Here is a 17,598-nt window from a genome sequence, read left to right as displayed (position 1 = left end):
AAGCAAAAACTATTGCACTTTATTCAAAAACATCTATACTTTTTTTGTACTGATATGAAACGCTAGCTTTCGACAAAAGTATTGCACTTTGTAGATTTTAATTGAAATTTGCTGGTCGTTCCAATAATGTATACGAGGATTGAGCGAATGAGGTTTCATTACAAACCTGTAAGTCCTCAATGAGTAACAAATATAAAAACTGAATTTCATAGGAAGTTCAGATATTAATGGAGGCTAAATATGAGATTTGATGAGGCTTATTCAGGGAATGTTTTTATAAAAAGTCATCCTACATATGAGGATGCTCAGGCAGTTATTTACGGCATGCCAATGGACTGGACAGTTAGTTATCGTCCAGGTTCACGTTTTGGCCCTCAGCGTATTCGTGAAGTTTCAATTGGTCTAGAAGAGTATAGTCCATATTTGGATCGCGAGTTAGAAGAAGTGAAGTATTTCGATGCAGGGGATATTCCGTTACCATTTGGTAATGCACAACGTTCTTTAGATGAAATTGAGAAATTCATTGTGAAGCTGCTAGAAGACGGTAAAATTCCTGTCGGCATGGGCGGCGAGCATTTAGTATCTTGGCCTGTTATGAAGGCAGTTTCAGCAAAATACGACGACTTAGCAATTATTCATTTTGATGCGCATACAGATTTACGCGTCGAATATGAAGGGGAGCCTCTTTCACATTCAACTCCAATTCGTAAAATTGCAGAGCATATCGGACCCAAAAATGTCTATTCATTCGGTATTCGTTCAGGTATGAAGGAAGAATTTGAGTGGGCGAAAGAAAACGGCATGCACATTTCAAAATTTGAAGTATTAGAGCCGTTAAAAGAAGTGCTACCAACATTAGTTGGACGTAATGTATACGTTACAATTGATATTGATGTACTAGATCCAGCGCATGCGCCTGGGACAGGTACAGTAGATTGTGGAGGTATAACGTCTAAAGAGCTACTAGCTTCAATTCACGCAATTGCTGCAAGTGGCGTGAACGTTGTAGGCTTTGACTTAGTTGAAGTTGCACCAATTTATGACACATCAGAAATGACAGCCAACACAGCGAGTAAATTATTACGAGAAATGATTTTAGGCTGGGTAAAATAATAGGAGCTTTGTATTCGTTTATATGAAGCGGTTTTTAGGGGGTAGCGATAAGCTAGCCCTTTTTTTATCTCTTTTTTCTTTTCAAATTAGAATAGCTCTTATCTCATGGAAGTATTGAACACTTAGGTATAGTTACTATCCCGCATAATGGGTGAATAACCGTTAATTAGTAAACTAATTAATTATACATTGTGTTAACATTTGAAAGAATAGGAGAGGTAAAGCTTTGAAAAAAATATTAGTTGTTTTTATATTATTATTTAGTACGATACCAGTTGCTAAAGCAGAAGAAATAGTGAATTATCCAATTTGGGGAGAAAATGAACAAATCATAGGGAAAACGAATGGAGAAGCTGATTTTTATACAATTATCTTACAACAAGATCAACGTGTAACATTTACATTTCAGCATATTGGGGACGCGAGGCTTGAAATTTGGACTGCTCCAAAATCGACCGTCTCTATTTCAATTAAAGACATACCTGGAGATAGTTCATCACATTTTGTTGATTTACGCAAAGGTACATATAAAATTAGTATTCGCGATGCGTTTTTTAGAAAAAAGGAACTAGATTATGCTATTTCCTATAAACTATCAGAAGTAGGGGGTTATGATTTAGAAAAAAATGATTCGATAGAGTTTGCAAATCCTATACCGCTTGATACACGAATTGTCGGAAATTTAGATACTACATTTTATTATACGGATGATTATTACCGAGTTGATTTATCAAATCGTAGTATTATAACATTGCAAATAGATGAATTATTTAATTCTCAAGTAAATGCCAATTTAGTTGGTTTTACATTATACGATAAGGACTTACAAAAAATAGGGTCGAACAGGGTTAGCTATCAATATGATGGTTCGGTTAAACAATATGTGGATGCTGGTACATACTATGTAAAAGTAGAAAACCTAAATGCCAACGAACCATCTATTGATTACGCATTTACTGTTTCTGCTGAACCCGTTGATCCCAATATCTTAACCGAGACGGGGAAAAATATTAATGAAAAAAATGCGATGGAACTGCCTTTCAATACATTGCTGTATGGATTTTTCTATGATGAAAGCCGTTTCGGTAATACGTTTGATTACTATAAAATTACTGTTCCTAAAGAAGGAACTATACAAATTCGATTAAATCGTGAGTTAGTAGGTAGTCATCTTCGCTTACTGGGAGATAATAATTTCCATGTTTTCATAGGAAACCGTGAAGAAAATACACCAACTATTTTAGAAACATCCGTAAAAGCAGGGGAGTATATTCTGGAGGCTACCACAAGCTTTGCTTTTAACGGTACTTCACCTTATACGCTACTAGTTCGTATGCAATCATTTACTGATGTAGCATTTAGTCATCTTTACTATGAACAAATTGAAAAGATTAAAAATCGAAAAATTATAAATGGCTATCCAGACGAAACGTTTAGACCTACCAATGCCATTAAAAGAGAACATGTTTTTAAAATGCTAGCTGCTGTAGATGAAATTGATTTTTCAAAAGTTCGTACTGTAAAAGAATTTAGTGATGTATCGGAAACTAATCCGTACTACGAACAAATAAAATTAATGTACGAATCTGGAATTGTGGATGGTGATCAAGGGAAAATGAATCCGACATCAACTCTAACCCGTGCACAACTAGCAAAGATATTAGTAAACGCTTTTGACTTAAAAATGAATGGAGACGTTAAAGGTTATACGGATGTTTCTCCGTCTGATTGGTCATACAAATATATTCAAATATTAGAGAGTAATGGTATAGCTAAAGGTTCAAATGGAATGTTTCTGCCAAACGATCCTGTTTCTAGACAACACTTCACCGTATTTTTAGCACGAATTTTAGAGTCTAATTAAACTATTAATATTAAATCATTCGGGTTTCTAAAATGAATAATATCTAATATATGAAAAGCATCTACTCTGCGTGAGTAGATGCTTCTTTGTGTTTTTTTATCAGTTAAAAAATCGTGAAAATCTTATTCCTTTTATAAGCAATTTTTTGCTAATTGACTAAGATTTTTATATTTTTCAGCCAGGCCATTTAAAGTTTGTGTTCGTGTATCTTGTTGTCTTAACGACAGGTATTGATGTGCGCTGAGCAAGACTGCTTGAAGAAATTCATATTCGGTACAAACCCCTTTAGTGATTTTCCCCATACCATGCTTTGAAGAAAAAATTACTAAATGATTTGGCTTCGTAATAATTTTTTCTAAAGTCCATTGGATATCATTCAATGATATAGAAGTTTCACCAAATCCATCATGTAAATAATCAATAACCATCGTTAAAAACCCTGGCCATATTAAGTCACAATCATCCCAATCAAACAACGACGTAATGGGCACACCGTCTATTTCTACAATAATAGCCCCATGTAAAAAATGACCTTTACTTTTCGTTAAATTTTTTGCAAGGATTTGTAGCGCATCGTTACTTTGAATACTAATAAATTCCTGTTGAAGCTGTTCAATCGTATGGGAATAAAGACTTTTTGTTTCGATGGCAATGAATGTATCAATTTTTATCATATAAATCACCTACAAGCCGTTAGGATAAAATGTAGTAACTCGGTTTTTAGATATTACTAATCTATAAGCTTGCCCCTCAATCATTACAATTATTCTTCCATAGCCGTTTACGTCAATCTTATCTCTATTTTGGTTTATGATTTGAATTATTTGTGATCTTAGTTGAGGAGTCGTGATGTTAGGGTTAAAAAGGGTTTTATCTTTTAAACCTGTCCAAAAACGCGGATGGTGATTTTGTAAAATATGCACCATACTACTTCTCTGTAAAAGTACCGTATTACCATTTCCGATATTTATAGTAGCAGGTTGGAATGAAAGTGTTTCTACTTGTGCTGCACTAGCTGGTTGTTTTTTAAAGATTTTTGAACCGAATTTAACTACGTATTGTCCACCTGAAAAAACAACTCTAGCTACTAAATGCCATAAGCGTGGTTGTCTTGTGGGGAAATCCTCTTCATTAATTATATGATACTGCCCATCATAGACTTCTCCAGGCTCAAGGTCTACTATTTCAGCGTTATCGTCTTGTTCTTCAAAATAATCAGGGAAACTATCGTTTGAGTTTTCGAAATTCGTTTCTTCCCATAGGACGGAATCCCAATCAAAATCTGTGTTGTGTGTAGCATTGTTTATTAAATCGAAATCACTTGTTGAAGTGTTTGCTAGTGTGATACTACTACTCATAGGAGTAAGTACTATTGAAAAACATAAGTAGGAAATTAAGATATAAGCTATTTTTTCAAAACAAATTACCTCCTGTTTATACTTACTAAACATTCTTTTAAATGATAATTTGTTATAACAAATTTACTTATACTCGAGTTACTTAAAAAATATCATAATTAAAACTATTATTTCAATTATTTTGCGGTCAATAATTTGAAAATTATAAAATTATTTAGTCGGTCTAAGATAGTAATTTTGTGAACTGAAAAAGTAAGTGTTTTGAATGTTTTTTCCACAATAGAATTAACCGTAAAGCTCAGCAATGGCCTCTAATTCAATTAAGCAGCCGTGGCTTAATTCTTTAATGGGGATAATGGCGCGAGCAGGTTTATGGGAGCGGAAAAATTGTGCATAGGCTTCATTTACATCTACCCATAAATTAGAGGAAGTAATATAAACTCGGCACATCACAACAGCCTCTTTTGTAACACCGCTTGCTTGCAGTACAACTTCCATTTTTTTAGAGCCATTAATGTTTCAGCGTGGATGCCATCTTCTGCTGGTTTGCCGGTAGTCGGATCTACTGAAGTTTGCCCCTAAATATACAAATTCCCGTTACTAATGATTCCTGGTGAATAATGCCCGATAGGTTCTTGGTTGATAAATATTTGCTTCATAATGTTAGCCTCCTTATAAATTACGTAATTGATTTAACCCAACGTTGCCACCTGAAATAAGGAAGCAAACATGATCGTTTTTCGAAATTGGTAAATTCCCATGAAGAGCTGCCCCGATACCAATGGCAGAGGAGGGCTCAGCTAATATTTTGCCTTCAAGTAGTAATGTCCGCATTCCGCTAACGATTGAAGCCTCGTCTACACGAACAATATCATCGACAAGCTTTTGAACAATGGGAAAGTTTCGCTCACCAGGCTGTAAAGGTAAGAGTGCATCTGCTAAAGACTTTTGCTCTTTTAAAAGTAATCTTTCACCGGCAATTAAACTATCAGCATAGCGTGATACAACAGCTGGTTCCACGCCGATGATTTTAATATGAGGTGCTAAAGATTTTACCGCAGTTGCGACACCACTTATTAGCCCACCACCGCCAATTGGAATAACGATTGCATTAACCTGAGGGAGTTGTTCTAAAATTTCTAATCCTACTGTCCCTTGACCAGCCATAATGTCATAATCATCATAAGGGTGAATGATGGCATATCCGTGTTCTAAGCTAAGTTTTTCCGTTATATCGTTTCTTTCGGCAAGCCTACATTGTACAACGTTTGCACCTAGTGCTCGAATACCTTCAACTTTAATACTTGGTGCTGAATCGGGTAAAACGATTGTTGCTGGAATATTTAATAGTTTTGCTGCGAAGGCAACCCCTTTACCATGATTACCTGATGAGGCCGCAACAACGCCCTGTTGTAATTGTTCAAGTGGCATCGAGAGCAGTTTATTCAGGGCACCACGCAATTTGAAGGAGTTTGTTTTTTGCATATTTTCGGGTTTAATCGAAACATTGCAATTTAACAGTTCATCGAGTCCATGTAAGCGAACAACAGGTGTTTCATAAATATAAGGCGCAACTTTCGTTTTGGCAGCTTGGATATTCTCAAGTGTTAACATACAGCAATCCTCATTTCTATTAATGGATTGAAAATTCTGAAATTATAATATAAATGTAGTGTTATAGTGAATATCTGTCAACGACTATTAGTGAAGGGAAAAAAGAAAAAGAATCTGCGTTACGTTACTTTCGCAGATTCTCGTGTAGTAGACCCAAATATTAGTTTTCATTGTGGAAGTCGATATTATTAGCGTGTAATACTCGGTTGCCACCAAAAGCTTTTATATCAGTTGTAACTTGTGCCGCGATAATGGCAAGTTCATCAAACTCCACACCGTTATCAGGACTTGAGCTAATACCGATGGAAACCGTTAATGGCGTAGTTTGCTCAGTATTGGTGTTGAAAGAATGAAGTGCAATTTGATGTCGCAGTTTCTCAGCATGATAGAGAGCGATGGCTGGTGGGGCATCCTTTAATATAATATAAAATTCCTCTCCTGCAACTCGTGCAGCTATACCGTTTATAGGTTCTACATAATCATTAATGATTGTGGCGAGTTGTTTAATAACACCATCACCAGCTAAATGGCCATACTTGATATTAATATCTTTCATATCATCAACGTCAAAATGGAGCACTGAAAAATGGTCCGTTTCTAAAACCATTCCTTGCGCAAAGGATCGAATGGCCAAATTATTTGGGAGCTGCGTTAAATAGTCCTTTTCTTTAAGATGGTAGGTTAGCTGTACTTTTTCACTTGTCGCTTGTAAACGTTTAATAACAGTGAAAATTGTAAAAAATGTAAAAAGGGCATAGGCAACAAATCCTAAAATAATCTTTATTTTTAGTATTGCTGGTAAAGTGACAATAAGAACTAACATCACAGTGATTTCAATCGTCAAGCTATAAAAATAAGCTGTTAATGTGTGAAAAGTAATAGGCTTTTTTAAAGCAATAAGCGCAAGAACAATAGAAATTACTAATAAATTAATATTTGATAAACTTGTTATCGATAGTACTTCTTGTGTAGGGATGATGATTAAGCTTCCTATTGCCATTATTATGCCACTAATAACAATCGACCACGGTCCACCAATAAGTCCACTAAAAAGAAGAGGGACAATATGGATGTTTATGAGTGTTCCGTTCAAATAGTTTAACGAAATGCCACTTAGTATAAGACCTGTTAGACCAAAAGAAATACCCACCAAAATGGGCTTAAAATCTTTAATTAGTGATTGTCCTCGAGCCGGATGAGTAAATGGCCAATACGTTAAAATGATTAATGTAAAGGTAATACAAAAGCTGACAAAAATGTGAAGTAACATCTATAATTGTAGTTCCTTTCTCGAAGATCTATAAATAATAGTAAATCTTTTCACTTTGTCTGCCAATGCTTGAAAACATTACTCACTTCTATCTTGAAAAAAAGTAGACATTCATCCTATAATAAAAAGGTTATAGAAAAAAGAATAAAAGGGAGCGTCCATGATGGTGAACGAAGATAAATCGCAGGTGAACATTAAGCTCATTTCGACGATTCGTCCGATTGATGGGGAGTCCGAAACCGTTGAAATGTGGTTAAATGGGCAGCTAATAAATAAAGCAGATTCCCTATATTTAAAATATGAAGAGATGCAGGATGAAAAAATAATCCGCACGACGATGAAGTTAGACAAAGAACGGGCACTTATTATGCGCGCAGGAGCAGTGAAAATGCGCTTACCACTCAATATTTTTGAACAACAAATAGGCCATTATGAAAGTGAATTTGGTTCGATGCCACTCGTGACTCAAACGAAAAACATGTTATTTACTAGACATGAAATGCGTGGAGATTTTCATGTGCAGTATGATTTACTAATGGGTGGACAAAATGTTGGCAATTATACATTAGACATTACATTTACGGAGGTACAATGATGAACGCAGTAGAACAAGTACAACAAGCCATTAAGACGGCGATTGCACAGGCTGTTGAAAAAGCTGGCTTAGTTGAAGCTGGCACAGAGTTAACGATTCACTTAGAAACACCAAAGGATAAAGCAAACGGTGATTATGCAACGAATATTGCAATGCAATTAACGAAACTAGCTAAAAAGCCACCACGTGCAATTGCTGAGGCAATTTTAGAAAACTTAGAAACTACAGGTACTGATATCGAAAAAATTGAGATCGCAGGTCCTGGCTTTATGAATATTACTGTCCGTAAAGATTTCTTAGCAGGTGTTGTAACAGCAGTCCTTGAGCAAGGTGCGGATTATGGACGCTCAAACGCAGGAGCTGGTGAAAGAGTACAAGTAGAGTTTGTGTCAGCAAATCCGACAGGCGACCTTCACCTAGGTCATGCACGTGGAGCATCTGTAGGGGATTCATTGTGTAATGTTTTAGATATGGCTGGCTATGCAGTATCTCGTGAGTACTATATTAACGATGCTGGTAATCAAATTAATAACTTAGCTTATTCATTAGAAGCGCGTTATAAGCAAGCTTTAGGTCTTGCTGCAGATATGCCAGAAGATGGTTATCACGGTCAGGATATTATCGATATTGCAGGTAAATTAGCGAGTGAGCATGGCGATTCGATTTTATCAAAATCTGATGAAGAGCGTTTTGCATTTTTCCGTCAACATGGTCTAGCATTAGAATTAGATAAATTGAAAACAGACTTAGCGAATTTCCGCGTGAATTTTGATGTATGGTATTCTGAAACATCATTATATGAAAACGGCAAAATCGAAGTAGCATTAGATAAATTAAAAGCAAATGGCCATGTTTTTGAAGAAGATGGCGCTACTTGGTTCCGTTCAACAACATTTGGCGATGATAAAGATCGTGTATTAATAAAAAATGATGGATCTTTCACATATTTAACACCTGATATTGCTTACCATGAAGACAAAATTGTTCGTGGCTTTGATAAACTAATTAACATCTGGGGAGCTGACCACCACGGCTATATTCCACGTATGAAAGCGGCTATTCAAGCACTTGGTTATGACCGTGACACACTTGAAGTAGAAGTTATTCAGATGGTTCAGTTATATAAAGACGGCGAGAAATTTAAAATGTCGAAACGTACTGGAAATGCCGTAACGATGCGTGAGCTTGTTGAAGAAGTTGGATTAGATGCAGTGCGTTACTTCTTCGTGAAAACAGCTGGTGATTCGCATATGGACTTTGACCTTGATCTTGCGGTATCACAATCAAATGAAAACCCAGTATATTATGCTCAATATGCGCATGCGCGTATTTCTTCAATTTTACGTTCAGCAACTGAACAAGGCTTTGCTACATCAACAGCTAACTTAAGTCTGTTAACTGCTGAAAAAGAAATTGATTTATTGAAAAAAATTGGTGATTTCCCGAAAGTAGTGGCGGATGCAGCAAAACACCGTACACCGCACCGTATCGCAAACTATATTCAAGATACAGCAGCTGCGTTCCATAGCTTCTATAACGCTGAAAAAGTATTAGATGCTTCGAATAAAGAGCTAACAGAAGCACGTTTAGCACTTATTACGGCTGTACGTACTACTATTGCTAACGCCTTACGTCTAATCGGCGTATCTGCACCAGAAAAAATGTAATATGATTTTTATCACCCCGACACAATCGCGTGTCGGGGTTTTTTTCGGTGACGTGTTCCGTGCATCACGCCAACATAAAATTGTTTGAGTGCCTGACACTTCATCTACACTTCATCTAGACACCTACCATAAAATTCATTTCTAAAATCGTAAAAACCCCGTAGGCACGACGTAAGCCACAACCCTCACTACGCGTGGTTTGTTGTGTCTTACGTTATGTGTGTTCCCGCAGGAGTCTACGCAGATTTTTACTTAGAAATTAAAGATATTTTAACGTCAAAATTCTGAATTGTTTGAGTGCCTGACACTTTTATCTTCTTTGTGTGTTAATTTTTCTGTTTATTTCTAATTTTCTGTTGAAGTTTACGTTAACGTTAATGATATACTGATGAAAATTGTGAAGGAGGAGCTGACGTGAAAACGATTCAGGAGGTAGCGAAGCAATTTAATGTGTCTACACGTACCATTCGTTATTACGAGGAGCTTGGGCTTCTATGTCCTCATCGTTCGGCTACTAATCAACGCACCTTCTCAAAAAAAGAAATGGCGAAGCTCAAGCTTATTTTTAGGGGGAAGCGTTATGGTTTCTCATTAGAAGAAATCAAGGAAATGGTGTTGCTTTTTGATTTTGATCGTTCAGGAATACAACAACTGGAACGTACTGTGGCATATGGAGATCAAAAAATTCAAGAAATTGATAGTAAAATAGCCGAGCTTACACAAATGAAAAATGAATTACTGCAATTACATGGCATGTTTAGTGAGAAATTATTAACTTTAAAGGGAGAGATGCACGATGAATAGTTCAAATTTGTTAGCACGAAATGCCCGAAAGTATGCTGGAAAAGAAGCTGTTGTTTGTCATGGAAGAAGAGTGACTTATCGTGAATTAGATGAGCAAGTGACTCGACTCGGTCATGCTTTGATAGAACTGGGTATTCGTCCAGACGATAAAGTAATTATTTTTATGCCAAATATTGTAGAGTTTGTTGTTAGCTATTTTGCGATTCAACGCATTGGTGCAATTGTCGTTCCCGTAAATGCCAAATTTACATTGCAGGAGGTTGAATATGTTGCACAGCATGCAGAGGCTAAAGCTATTTTAGTGCATGAGGCTATTTTTGCTGCGGTCGAGCATATCAATGTCGTGCCGTTGAAAATTAAAACAGGACAGGTGGAGGCAGGGTGGCTTCATTATGAGACGCTAATACAACATGCCAGTACACAACCAATTGATTGTCAGTTAAATGAAGACGATGCATCGACGATTTTATATACATCAGGCACAACAGGAAAACCGAAGGGCGTACTGTTTAGCTATCGTAATATTTTAACTGTGGCCCAGATGATTGCAGTAGAAATGGAAGTAAAGCCTACAAGTCGCATTCTCCTTATGATGCCGTTAACGCATTCAGCACCATTGCATTTATTTTTAATGGCTGGCGTACTTGTTGGCTCAACGAATGTATTAACGCCAACATTCACACCAGATTTATTGATAGATTCGATTGAACAAGAAAAAACGACGCATTTTTTTGGGGCTCCGGTTGCCTATTTATTAACTGCCCAAACAAAGAGATTGCAAACAGCGGATTTATCTTCGATGAAATGGTGGGTTTACGGAGGTGCACCTTTATCACAAAATGAAATTTGCCATATACAAAAAGCTTTCCGAACAGAAAATCTAACATGTGTTTATGGATTAACAGAGGCTGGGCCAAGTGGTTCCTTATTGTTCGGACAAGAGCATAAAGCAAAGGCGGGGAGTATCGGGCAGCGTGCTCCTCTGGGGACGGAGCTTCGTATTATTAACGACAACGGGGAAGATGTCGGAGTGAATGAAGTGGGCGAGGTTGTGTTATTCGGAGAAGGCAATATGATGGGATATTACAGGGATGAAGTAGCAACAAAGGCAGCATTTATAGATGGATGGCTGAAAACAGGAGATTTAGCTCGGAAAGATGAAGACGGCTATATTTGGATTGTAGATCGCAAAAAGGATGTTATTATTTCAGGCGGTGTCAATATTTATCCGAAAGAGATTGAAGATTTTCTTTTAAGCTATGAAGGGGTTTTTGAGGTGGCTGTTATTGGTGTCCCTCACCCGCAATGGGGAGAAACCGTAAAAGCAGTGTATGCTGCAAAGGCAGAGATCAATGATAGTGCACTAAAAGCGTATTTAGAGGAGCATCTAGCAAAATATAAAATTCCACGCTTATTTGAACGAGTGGAAGCGCTACCAAGAAATGCGTCTGGAAAAATATTAAAACAATCGTTGAAGGAACAAGAGGTGAGATAAATATGAAAGTGTTACAGCAAGATGCAAATCGGACAACTAACTTTTTCACAGAGGATGAGACACTACACAAACTATTAGAAATGATGCTAGATAAAGAACTTCTAGTCTATGCTCAGCGAGAGTTAAAGGATTTCGGCGAGCTTTGTGCAAATGACATCGACGTGAGAGCGAAGCATACGGACAGAGAGGGAGAGCCCAAACTGCAACGCTATAATGCTTATGGTGAGGACATATCGGAAATTTGGGTCAATGAAGGCTACAAAAAAACGATTGAAGAAACTTATAACACTGGGATTGTTGGCTATGTGCATAAGGAAATTCCACAGTTAGGTAGAAGGGGGAATTATGTGTATAGCTTTGCGCAAGGCTATTTACTGTCACATGCAGAGCCTGGCTTCTATTGTCCAGTTACCTTAACGATGGCAACAGCTTATTTGCTAGATCATTATGCGAGTGATGAGTTGAAGGACAGGTTTTTACCACATGTTTGTGCAACAGGGGATACAGAGCTATATGAGGGAGCAACATTTTTAACGGAGCGGCAAGGAGGCTCAGATGTTGGCGCAAATGTTGTAGAGGCTGTACAGGATGGCAGTCATTATCGTTTGTATGGAGAGAAGTACTTTGCATCCAACGTTGGAATGTGTGGTGTGGCAATGGTATTAGCACGTATTGAAGGCGCTTCAGCAGGTTCGAAAGGTTTAACATTATTTGCAGTACCTTGGCGTCAAGATGACGGCAAAGTTAACCACCTTCGCATTCGACGTTTAAAGGATAAGCTCGGAGTCAGAGCGGTGCCATCAGGTGAGGTGGAATTCGATGGTGCACTTGCGTATGTCGTTGGAGAGCCAAATAAAGGAATTTATTATATGTTAGAGGCTCTTAATTTATCTCGAATTTGTAACGCCGTTGCTTCCATTGGTATTATGCGTCGAGGCTATTTAGAGGCGAAGCATTATGTAACAAATCGTAATGCGTTCGGGCAACCTTTAATTCAATACCCAATGATTCAGGATACATTAGGGAAATATGCTGCTAAGTTACATGTAGAGGTAGCTACTGTTTTTGATCTTATTCAATTATATGACAAGGTAACGAGTGGTCAGGGGAATGAGCAGGACATCATTCTTAATCGTTTGAATATCGCCATCATGAAAAAAGAAACGGCTGAACAGGCGGTACATTACGCAAGCGAAGCAATTGAATTGCATGGAGGAAACGGTTATATCGAAGATTTTGTAACACCACGTTTACTTAGAGATGCTCAAGTACTTACGGTGTGGGAAGGTACGGCTAACATTTTAGCACTTGAGCTTATTCGCTTAGTAGATAAATTTAATGCCCATGAATTATTTGTCCATGTAATGCGCGAGCGATTGACGAAGTTAACTGATCGTTCATTAGTACAAATTGTAGGCGAGCAACTGAAGAATATCGAAGCAACATTGCAAGTCTTTAGTCGTTTGGATGAGGCTACGAAGTCGTACGAGGCAAAGGAAGTAGCCGAAAAAATGGCCCATTTATATGAAAGTGTAGTGGCAGTCGAATGGGCAGTCAAATTTGGCGGCAAGTATGAAAAGCTAGCAGAGATTTATTTAGAAGATACATGGGCATTACGCGAAATAGGCGCACCGATGAAAACTGTGCAATATTTTTCGGAAATTATGTAGCGGGTGCCAGGCACACAAACAATTTCGAAAATTTTGTTATTAGTAAAAATATACGTAGACTCCTGCGGGAACGTATGCAATGTAAGCCTCAACAAACCGCGCGACAGCGAGGGTTGTGGCTTAAGTGTGTGTCCTCGGAAAGCGAAGTGGATTTTTCTGATTTAGGAGTCGACATTATGTTAGGTTCTATGAAGTGCCAGCCACCCAAAGCATTATACTAATTGATTGAAGCGTATAGGGTCCGCACACAGCGGAAATCAACGATCATAAAAAAGAGACGCTAATACAGGGTCTCTTTTTTTATCGTTATCTATTTCTATTTTCATGTATAATAAAATCAACTGAATATTATAAAGGTTCTTTACTAAAGTAAAGTGAAAAGGGAAATCGGTGTAATTCCGATGCGGTCCCGCCACTGTAAGTGTGAGTTTTTTCAATCTATGCCACTGAATTTTTTTGGGAAGGCATGAAAAAGCATTTGGAGCACGAGCCAGGAGACCTGCCTTTATAGAACGATACATTGCAGCCTACGAGGATAGGATGGTGGTTTTTTTGTGCAAGCACCGCCTCTCGTTATGATGACGAGGGGGTTTTTTTGTTTTGGAAAGCTACTGACGATAAATAATTGAACATAAAGGCAATAAGTTGCCAACATTCTATCGATCAATCAAGTGAACAGAGCTGAAAAATGCACATACAATCTAAGGAGGTCTCACAATGAAAAAGTATTGGAAAATAGGGTTATCAGCATTTTTAGCAATGGGCATTCTAGCAGCATGTGGAGAAGAGCCGAAAAACGACAAAACAACAACAGAGCAGCAGGACCAGCAGGATACAAAACAGCTAGAAGAAGCAACGTTCCCGCTAACAATAACAGATGCTACTGGCAAAGATATTGTACTAGAAGCACCGCCAGAGAAAATAATTTCTCTTATTCCAAGTAACACAGAAATATTATTTGGACTTGGCTTAAATGATAAAATCGTCGGTGTAAATGATTATGATGATTATCCACCAGAGGTTGCTGACAAGGAAAAGGTCGGCAGTATGGAATTTAATATAGAAAAAATTATTGCTTTACAGCCAGATATCGTTTTTGCACATGAATCAGGTATAGCTTCTTTAGGGGGAGCGATGGATCAGTTGGCAGCAGCGGGTGTTAAAGTATTTGTTGTGACAAACGCTAGTGATTTTAATGAGACATATACGACGATCGAGCAATTAGGTCGCGCCACTGGTAAGCTACCAGAGGCAGAAAAAATTATTGTCAATATGAAAGCAAAGGTTGAGGAAGTCCAAGCAAAATTACAGGACGTAAAGCCGAAAAAAGTCTTTGTAGAAACATCAGATGAACCAGAAATCTACACACCTGGCAAGGACACGTTTATGCAGGAGATGCTAGAAATGATACATGCTGAAAATATCGCAGCTGATACGGACGGTTGGTTCAAAATTGATGCAGAACAAATTATTACAAAAAATCCAGATGTCATCGTGGTCACTTATAATTATGTGCCCGATATTTTAACGAAAATTCCACAACGTGCAGGCTTTGAGACAATTACGGCTGTAAAAAATAAGACTATTGTGCAAGTAGATGAAAATACGACAAGTCGTCAGGGCCCGCGGTTAGCTGATGGGCTTGAAGAGTTAGCGAAAGCCATCTATCCTGAGGCTTTTGAGTGAGTAAAACAGTTTTTGCCTATGTAACAGCCATTACGTTACTTATCGTTAGCATCTGGTGTGGCGTATCAATAGGCTCGGTTCATATTCCGTTAGAAGTTTTTTGGAATAAAGCGGCAGATGAAACTGCTGCCAATATTTTATGGAAAATTCGTTTGCCGCGAGTATTGCTCGCAGGTCTTGTAGGTGCATCGTTGGCGATTGCAGGGGCAGCCTTTCAAGGATTGTTAAAAAACCCGTTAGCAGATCCGTATACGCTTGGTGTATCTTCAGGAGCGTCAGTCGGTGCTGTCATGACATTATTTTTCGGCATCTCTATACCAGTTGTCGGTTTGTATGCATTGCCAACGCTCAGTATGATAGGGGCTGTACTAACGATGGTAGCTGTGATGAGCTTTGCCAGAATAGTAGACCGTTCTCTGAAAATGGAGACACTTATTTTAACGGGAGTTATTTTTAGTTCATTTTTAGGCTCGCTCATTTCACTAATGATAGCGTTATCAGGTGAAGAACTTCGACAAGTGATTGGCTGGTTACTAGGCTCAGTCTCGATGCGAGGATGGCCGTATGTACAAATGATTACCCCATTTGTGGTCATTGGCTCTATTATTTTATGGACGCAAAGACGCGAGCTAAATGTTCTGCTATATGGAGAGGAACGAGCAAAGCATTTAGGTGTCAATGTAAAGCGTAGCAAATATTTAATTTTAGTAGGAGGCTCTATGCTTACTGGGGCGGCAGTTGCTGTTTCAGGAACAATCGGCTTTGTCGGCTTAGTTGTGCCGCATATGACTCGTATGATTTGGGGTTCAGATCATCGTCATTTATTGCCGTTATCTTTTTTGAATGGTGCAACATTACTTATCATTTGCGATTTAGTGGCGCGTACGATAATTATCCCACGTGAGCTACCGATAGGTGTTATTACTGCATTTATTGGTGCACCTGTCTTTTCTTATATTTTTTATAAGCAGCGTAGAAGCAAGGGGGTACGTGTATGATTATCGTTGAACATCTATCAGGTGGCTATGAGGACGTACCAATCGTTAAGGATGTAAGTTTTACGGTAGAAAAGGGGAAAGTTCTTGGCATTTTAGGGCCAAATGGAAGTGGCAAATCAACATTATTGAAAGTAATTAGTGGCGTATTATCAGCAACGGCAGGGACTGTTTTATTGGATGGCAAAAATATTAAAACATATAATCCGCGCACGTTGGCAAAAAAGATGGCTGTACTACCCCAATTACATGCCAATGCATTTTCAAATACAGTACGGGAGGCAGTATCACTCGGCCGTTATCCACATCAAACTGGATTTTTTTCTCATTGGTCAGAGAGGGATGAGCAAGCAGTTCAATATGCCATGGAGCAAACGGGCGTCACACGCTATGAGCATACATCACTGGAGTTTTTATCAGGTGGTGAGCAACAACGGGTTTTTGTAGCACAAGCTTTAGCGCAAGCAGCGGAAGTATTATTGCTAGATGAGCCGACAAATCACCTAGACATTGCGCATCAACGTCAAATTTTAGATATGGTGCGTAAGGAAGCAATTGAATGTGGTTTAACTGTTATTATGGTGCTACACGACATGAATTTAGCATCCCTCTATTGCGATGAATTGTTATTAATGGAAAGCGGCTGTGTACGCGCTTTAGGTGCACCACATAAAGTATTAATAGCGTCTCAAATTGAGGACGTTTATCAGGCAAGAGTGACAACCTATGCCCATCCAGAAATACCTAAACCGCAAATTACAATCATGCCATCATCAAGTGAATATCAGCAACGAGCTGTCATTGTAAAAGAAGATTTTAAAGTAACAACAGATTATATCCAACTGAAATCAAATGTCCCGCTCAAAACAGTTTCTTCAGCTGTTCATAATCCTGGAATAGGCTGGTATGACTGCCTATTAAATCGCTCTGTACCAGGAGATTATGTTATTGATAATGTGAAACAAGAGGTCACAGATTTTTTACAAAGAGAGCATTTTTCGCCGACTAGCACAGTTGTCATGTTAACCGCTGTTCCTACACAACTCTATGCATTAAATGAATATAGCGCTTCTTTCGGTAGTGTGTTTGTCGTTGTCACTGCGGGTGTTGGAAATGCTGTAGATGTCTCTCGCACACACGAAAGACAGGATACGCCATATATTGGTACTATTAATACGTGGGTCATCATCAATGGTTGTTTGTCAGAAGAGGCATTTTTTCAAGCATTGATGACTGCAAATGAAGCAAAAACAAAGGCATTGCAAATGGAAAACATTCGCGATTATCGTAGTGAAACAATTGCAACGGGCACTGCGACAGATAGCTTACTTATTGCGGCAACGCAAAAGGGTGAGGAAATGCGCTATGGTGGTCCTATTACAGATGTCGGTAAGATTATTGGTAAAGGCGTTTATGAGACGACGATACAAGCAATACAAAATTATAAAAATAACGCATAGGAGTGAA

At 38.2% G+C, this 17,598-nt stretch carries 15 protein-coding genes and 1 riboswitch; of the genes, 10 read left to right on the top strand and 5 right to left on the bottom strand.

From position 1 onward, the window contains the following. Positions 1-240: 240 nt before the first annotated feature. Together speB and ACIP9C_RS11885 are read left to right on the top strand one after the other, a co-directional pair. Positions 241-1,113: an agmatinase gene (gene speB / locus ACIP9C_RS11890; protein ID WP_401010834.1), complete on the top strand. Its 873-nt coding sequence runs from the start codon at positions 241-243 to the stop codon at positions 1,111-1,113. A 226-nt stretch (positions 1,114-1,339) separates the two neighbouring features. Then, entirely contained in the window at positions 1,340-2,977 is a 1,638-nt protein-coding gene (locus ACIP9C_RS11885; RefSeq protein WP_401010832.1) for an S-layer homology domain-containing protein, read from the top strand. A 131-nt stretch (positions 2,978-3,108) separates the two neighbouring features. Here ACIP9C_RS11885 and ACIP9C_RS11880 read toward each other — a convergent pair whose 3' ends face one another. The 5 genes from ACIP9C_RS11880 to ACIP9C_RS11860 all read right to left on the bottom strand — a co-directional run bounded on the left by ACIP9C_RS11880 (position 3,109) and on the right by ACIP9C_RS11860 (position 7,219). Continuing rightward, on the bottom strand, positions 3,109-3,651 hold the full coding sequence (locus ACIP9C_RS11880; protein WP_401010830.1) for a hypothetical protein: 543 nt from the start codon (positions 3,649-3,651) through the stop codon (positions 3,109-3,111). Positions 3,652-3,660: 9 nt separating this feature from the next. Continuing rightward, positions 3,661-4,335: a hypothetical protein gene (locus tag ACIP9C_RS11875; RefSeq protein ID WP_401010828.1), complete on the bottom strand. Its 675-nt coding sequence runs from the start codon at positions 4,333-4,335 to the stop codon at positions 3,661-3,663. Between the two features lie 285 nt (positions 4,336-4,620). Next, positions 4,621-4,833, bottom strand: coding sequence for a RidA family protein (locus ACIP9C_RS11870; RefSeq protein WP_401010826.1), 213 nt, complete (start codon positions 4,831-4,833; stop codon positions 4,621-4,623). Between the two features lie 174 nt (positions 4,834-5,007). After that, positions 5,008-5,949 carry a threonine ammonia-lyase gene (locus ACIP9C_RS11865; RefSeq protein ID WP_401010824.1) on the bottom strand — a complete coding sequence of 314 codons (942 nt, stop codon included), beginning with the start codon at positions 5,947-5,949 and terminating at the stop codon, positions 5,008-5,010. A 160-nt stretch (positions 5,950-6,109) separates the two neighbouring features. Beyond that, positions 6,110-7,219, bottom strand: a complete 1,110-nt coding sequence (locus tag ACIP9C_RS11860) for a GGDEF domain-containing protein (protein WP_401010823.1) — start codon at positions 7,217-7,219, stop codon at positions 6,110-6,112. 163 nt (positions 7,220-7,382) lie between these two features. Between ACIP9C_RS11860 and ACIP9C_RS11855 the strand changes: the two genes are divergently transcribed. From ACIP9C_RS11855 to ACIP9C_RS11820, 8 genes are all read left to right on the top strand, one after another. Then, positions 7,383-7,814 (top strand): YwiB family protein, encoded by a 432-nt coding sequence (locus ACIP9C_RS11855; protein WP_401010821.1) that lies wholly within the window; start codon positions 7,383-7,385, stop codon positions 7,812-7,814. Then, a complete protein-coding gene (gene argS / locus ACIP9C_RS11850) occupies positions 7,814-9,481 on the top strand; it encodes an arginine--tRNA ligase (RefSeq protein ID WP_401010819.1) in 1,668 nt (555 codons plus the stop codon). The genes ACIP9C_RS11855 and argS overlap by 1 nt, the downstream gene beginning before the upstream one ends. Before the next feature lie 414 nt (positions 9,482-9,895). Continuing rightward, positions 9,896-10,285, top strand: a complete 390-nt coding sequence (locus tag ACIP9C_RS11845) for a MerR family transcriptional regulator (protein WP_340821019.1) — start codon at positions 9,896-9,898, stop codon at positions 10,283-10,285. Continuing rightward, positions 10,278-11,780, top strand: coding sequence for a class I adenylate-forming enzyme family protein (locus ACIP9C_RS11840; protein ID WP_401010817.1), 1,503 nt, complete (start codon positions 10,278-10,280; stop codon positions 11,778-11,780). The genes ACIP9C_RS11845 and ACIP9C_RS11840 overlap by 8 nt, the downstream gene beginning before the upstream one ends. 2 nt (positions 11,781-11,782) lie before the next feature. Beyond that, entirely contained in the window at positions 11,783-13,450 is a 1,668-nt protein-coding gene (locus ACIP9C_RS11835) for an acyl-CoA dehydrogenase family protein (protein ID WP_401010815.1), read from the top strand. Between the two features lie 337 nt (positions 13,451-13,787). Continuing rightward, positions 13,788-13,971, top strand: a riboswitch (cobalamin riboswitch). 196 nt (positions 13,972-14,167) lie between these two features. After that, positions 14,168-15,136, top strand: a complete 969-nt coding sequence (locus ACIP9C_RS11830) for an ABC transporter substrate-binding protein (RefSeq protein WP_401010813.1) — start codon at positions 14,168-14,170, stop codon at positions 15,134-15,136. Further along, entirely contained in the window at positions 15,133-16,134 is a 1,002-nt protein-coding gene (locus tag ACIP9C_RS11825) for a FecCD family ABC transporter permease (RefSeq protein WP_401010811.1), read from the top strand. Before ACIP9C_RS11830 ends, ACIP9C_RS11825 begins: the two co-directional genes overlap by 4 nt. Beyond that, entirely contained in the window at positions 16,131-17,591 is a 1,461-nt protein-coding gene (locus ACIP9C_RS11820) for an adenosylcobinamide amidohydrolase (RefSeq protein WP_401010809.1), read from the top strand. The genes ACIP9C_RS11825 and ACIP9C_RS11820 overlap by 4 nt, the downstream gene beginning before the upstream one ends. Positions 17,592-17,598 lie beyond the last annotated feature (7 nt).

Origin of the sequence: Lysinibacillus sp. NPDC093210, from assembly GCF_044753985.1 — a bacterium.
Lineage (GTDB): Bacteria > Bacillota > Bacilli > Bacillales_A > Planococcaceae > Lysinibacillus.
Note: the sequence above shows the minus strand (reverse complement) of the source record. Positions and strands in the feature narration are given on the sequence as shown.

Coding starts and splice junctions, on each gene's coding strand:
- ACIP9C_RS11840 (WP_401010817.1), top strand. CDS start 10,278: ATGAATAGTTCAAATTTGTTAGCACGAAATGCCCGAAAGTATGCTGGA.
- ACIP9C_RS11820 (WP_401010809.1), top strand. CDS start 16,131: ATGATTATCGTTGAACATCTATCAGGTGGCTATGAGGACGTACCAATC.
- ACIP9C_RS11870 (WP_401010826.1), bottom strand. CDS start 4,833: ATGGAAGTTGTACTGCAAGCAAGCGGTGTTACAAAAGAGGCTGTTGTG.
- ACIP9C_RS11860 (WP_401010823.1), bottom strand. CDS start 7,219: ATGTTACTTCACATTTTTGTCAGCTTTTGTATTACCTTTACATTAATC.
- ACIP9C_RS11855 (WP_401010821.1), top strand. CDS start 7,383: ATGGTGAACGAAGATAAATCGCAGGTGAACATTAAGCTCATTTCGACG.
- ACIP9C_RS11865 (WP_401010824.1), bottom strand. CDS start 5,949: ATGTTAACACTTGAGAATATCCAAGCTGCCAAAACGAAAGTTGCGCCT.
- ACIP9C_RS11875 (WP_401010828.1), bottom strand. CDS start 4,335: ATGAGTAGTAGTATCACACTAGCAAACACTTCAACAAGTGATTTCGAT.
- ACIP9C_RS11880 (WP_401010830.1), bottom strand. CDS start 3,651: ATGATAAAAATTGATACATTCATTGCCATCGAAACAAAAAGTCTTTAT.
- ACIP9C_RS11830 (WP_401010813.1), top strand. CDS start 14,168: ATGAAAAAGTATTGGAAAATAGGGTTATCAGCATTTTTAGCAATGGGC.
- ACIP9C_RS11835 (WP_401010815.1), top strand. CDS start 11,783: ATGAAAGTGTTACAGCAAGATGCAAATCGGACAACTAACTTTTTCACA.
- speB (WP_401010834.1), top strand. CDS start 241: ATGAGATTTGATGAGGCTTATTCAGGGAATGTTTTTATAAAAAGTCAT.
- argS (WP_401010819.1), top strand. CDS start 7,814: ATGAACGCAGTAGAACAAGTACAACAAGCCATTAAGACGGCGATTGCA.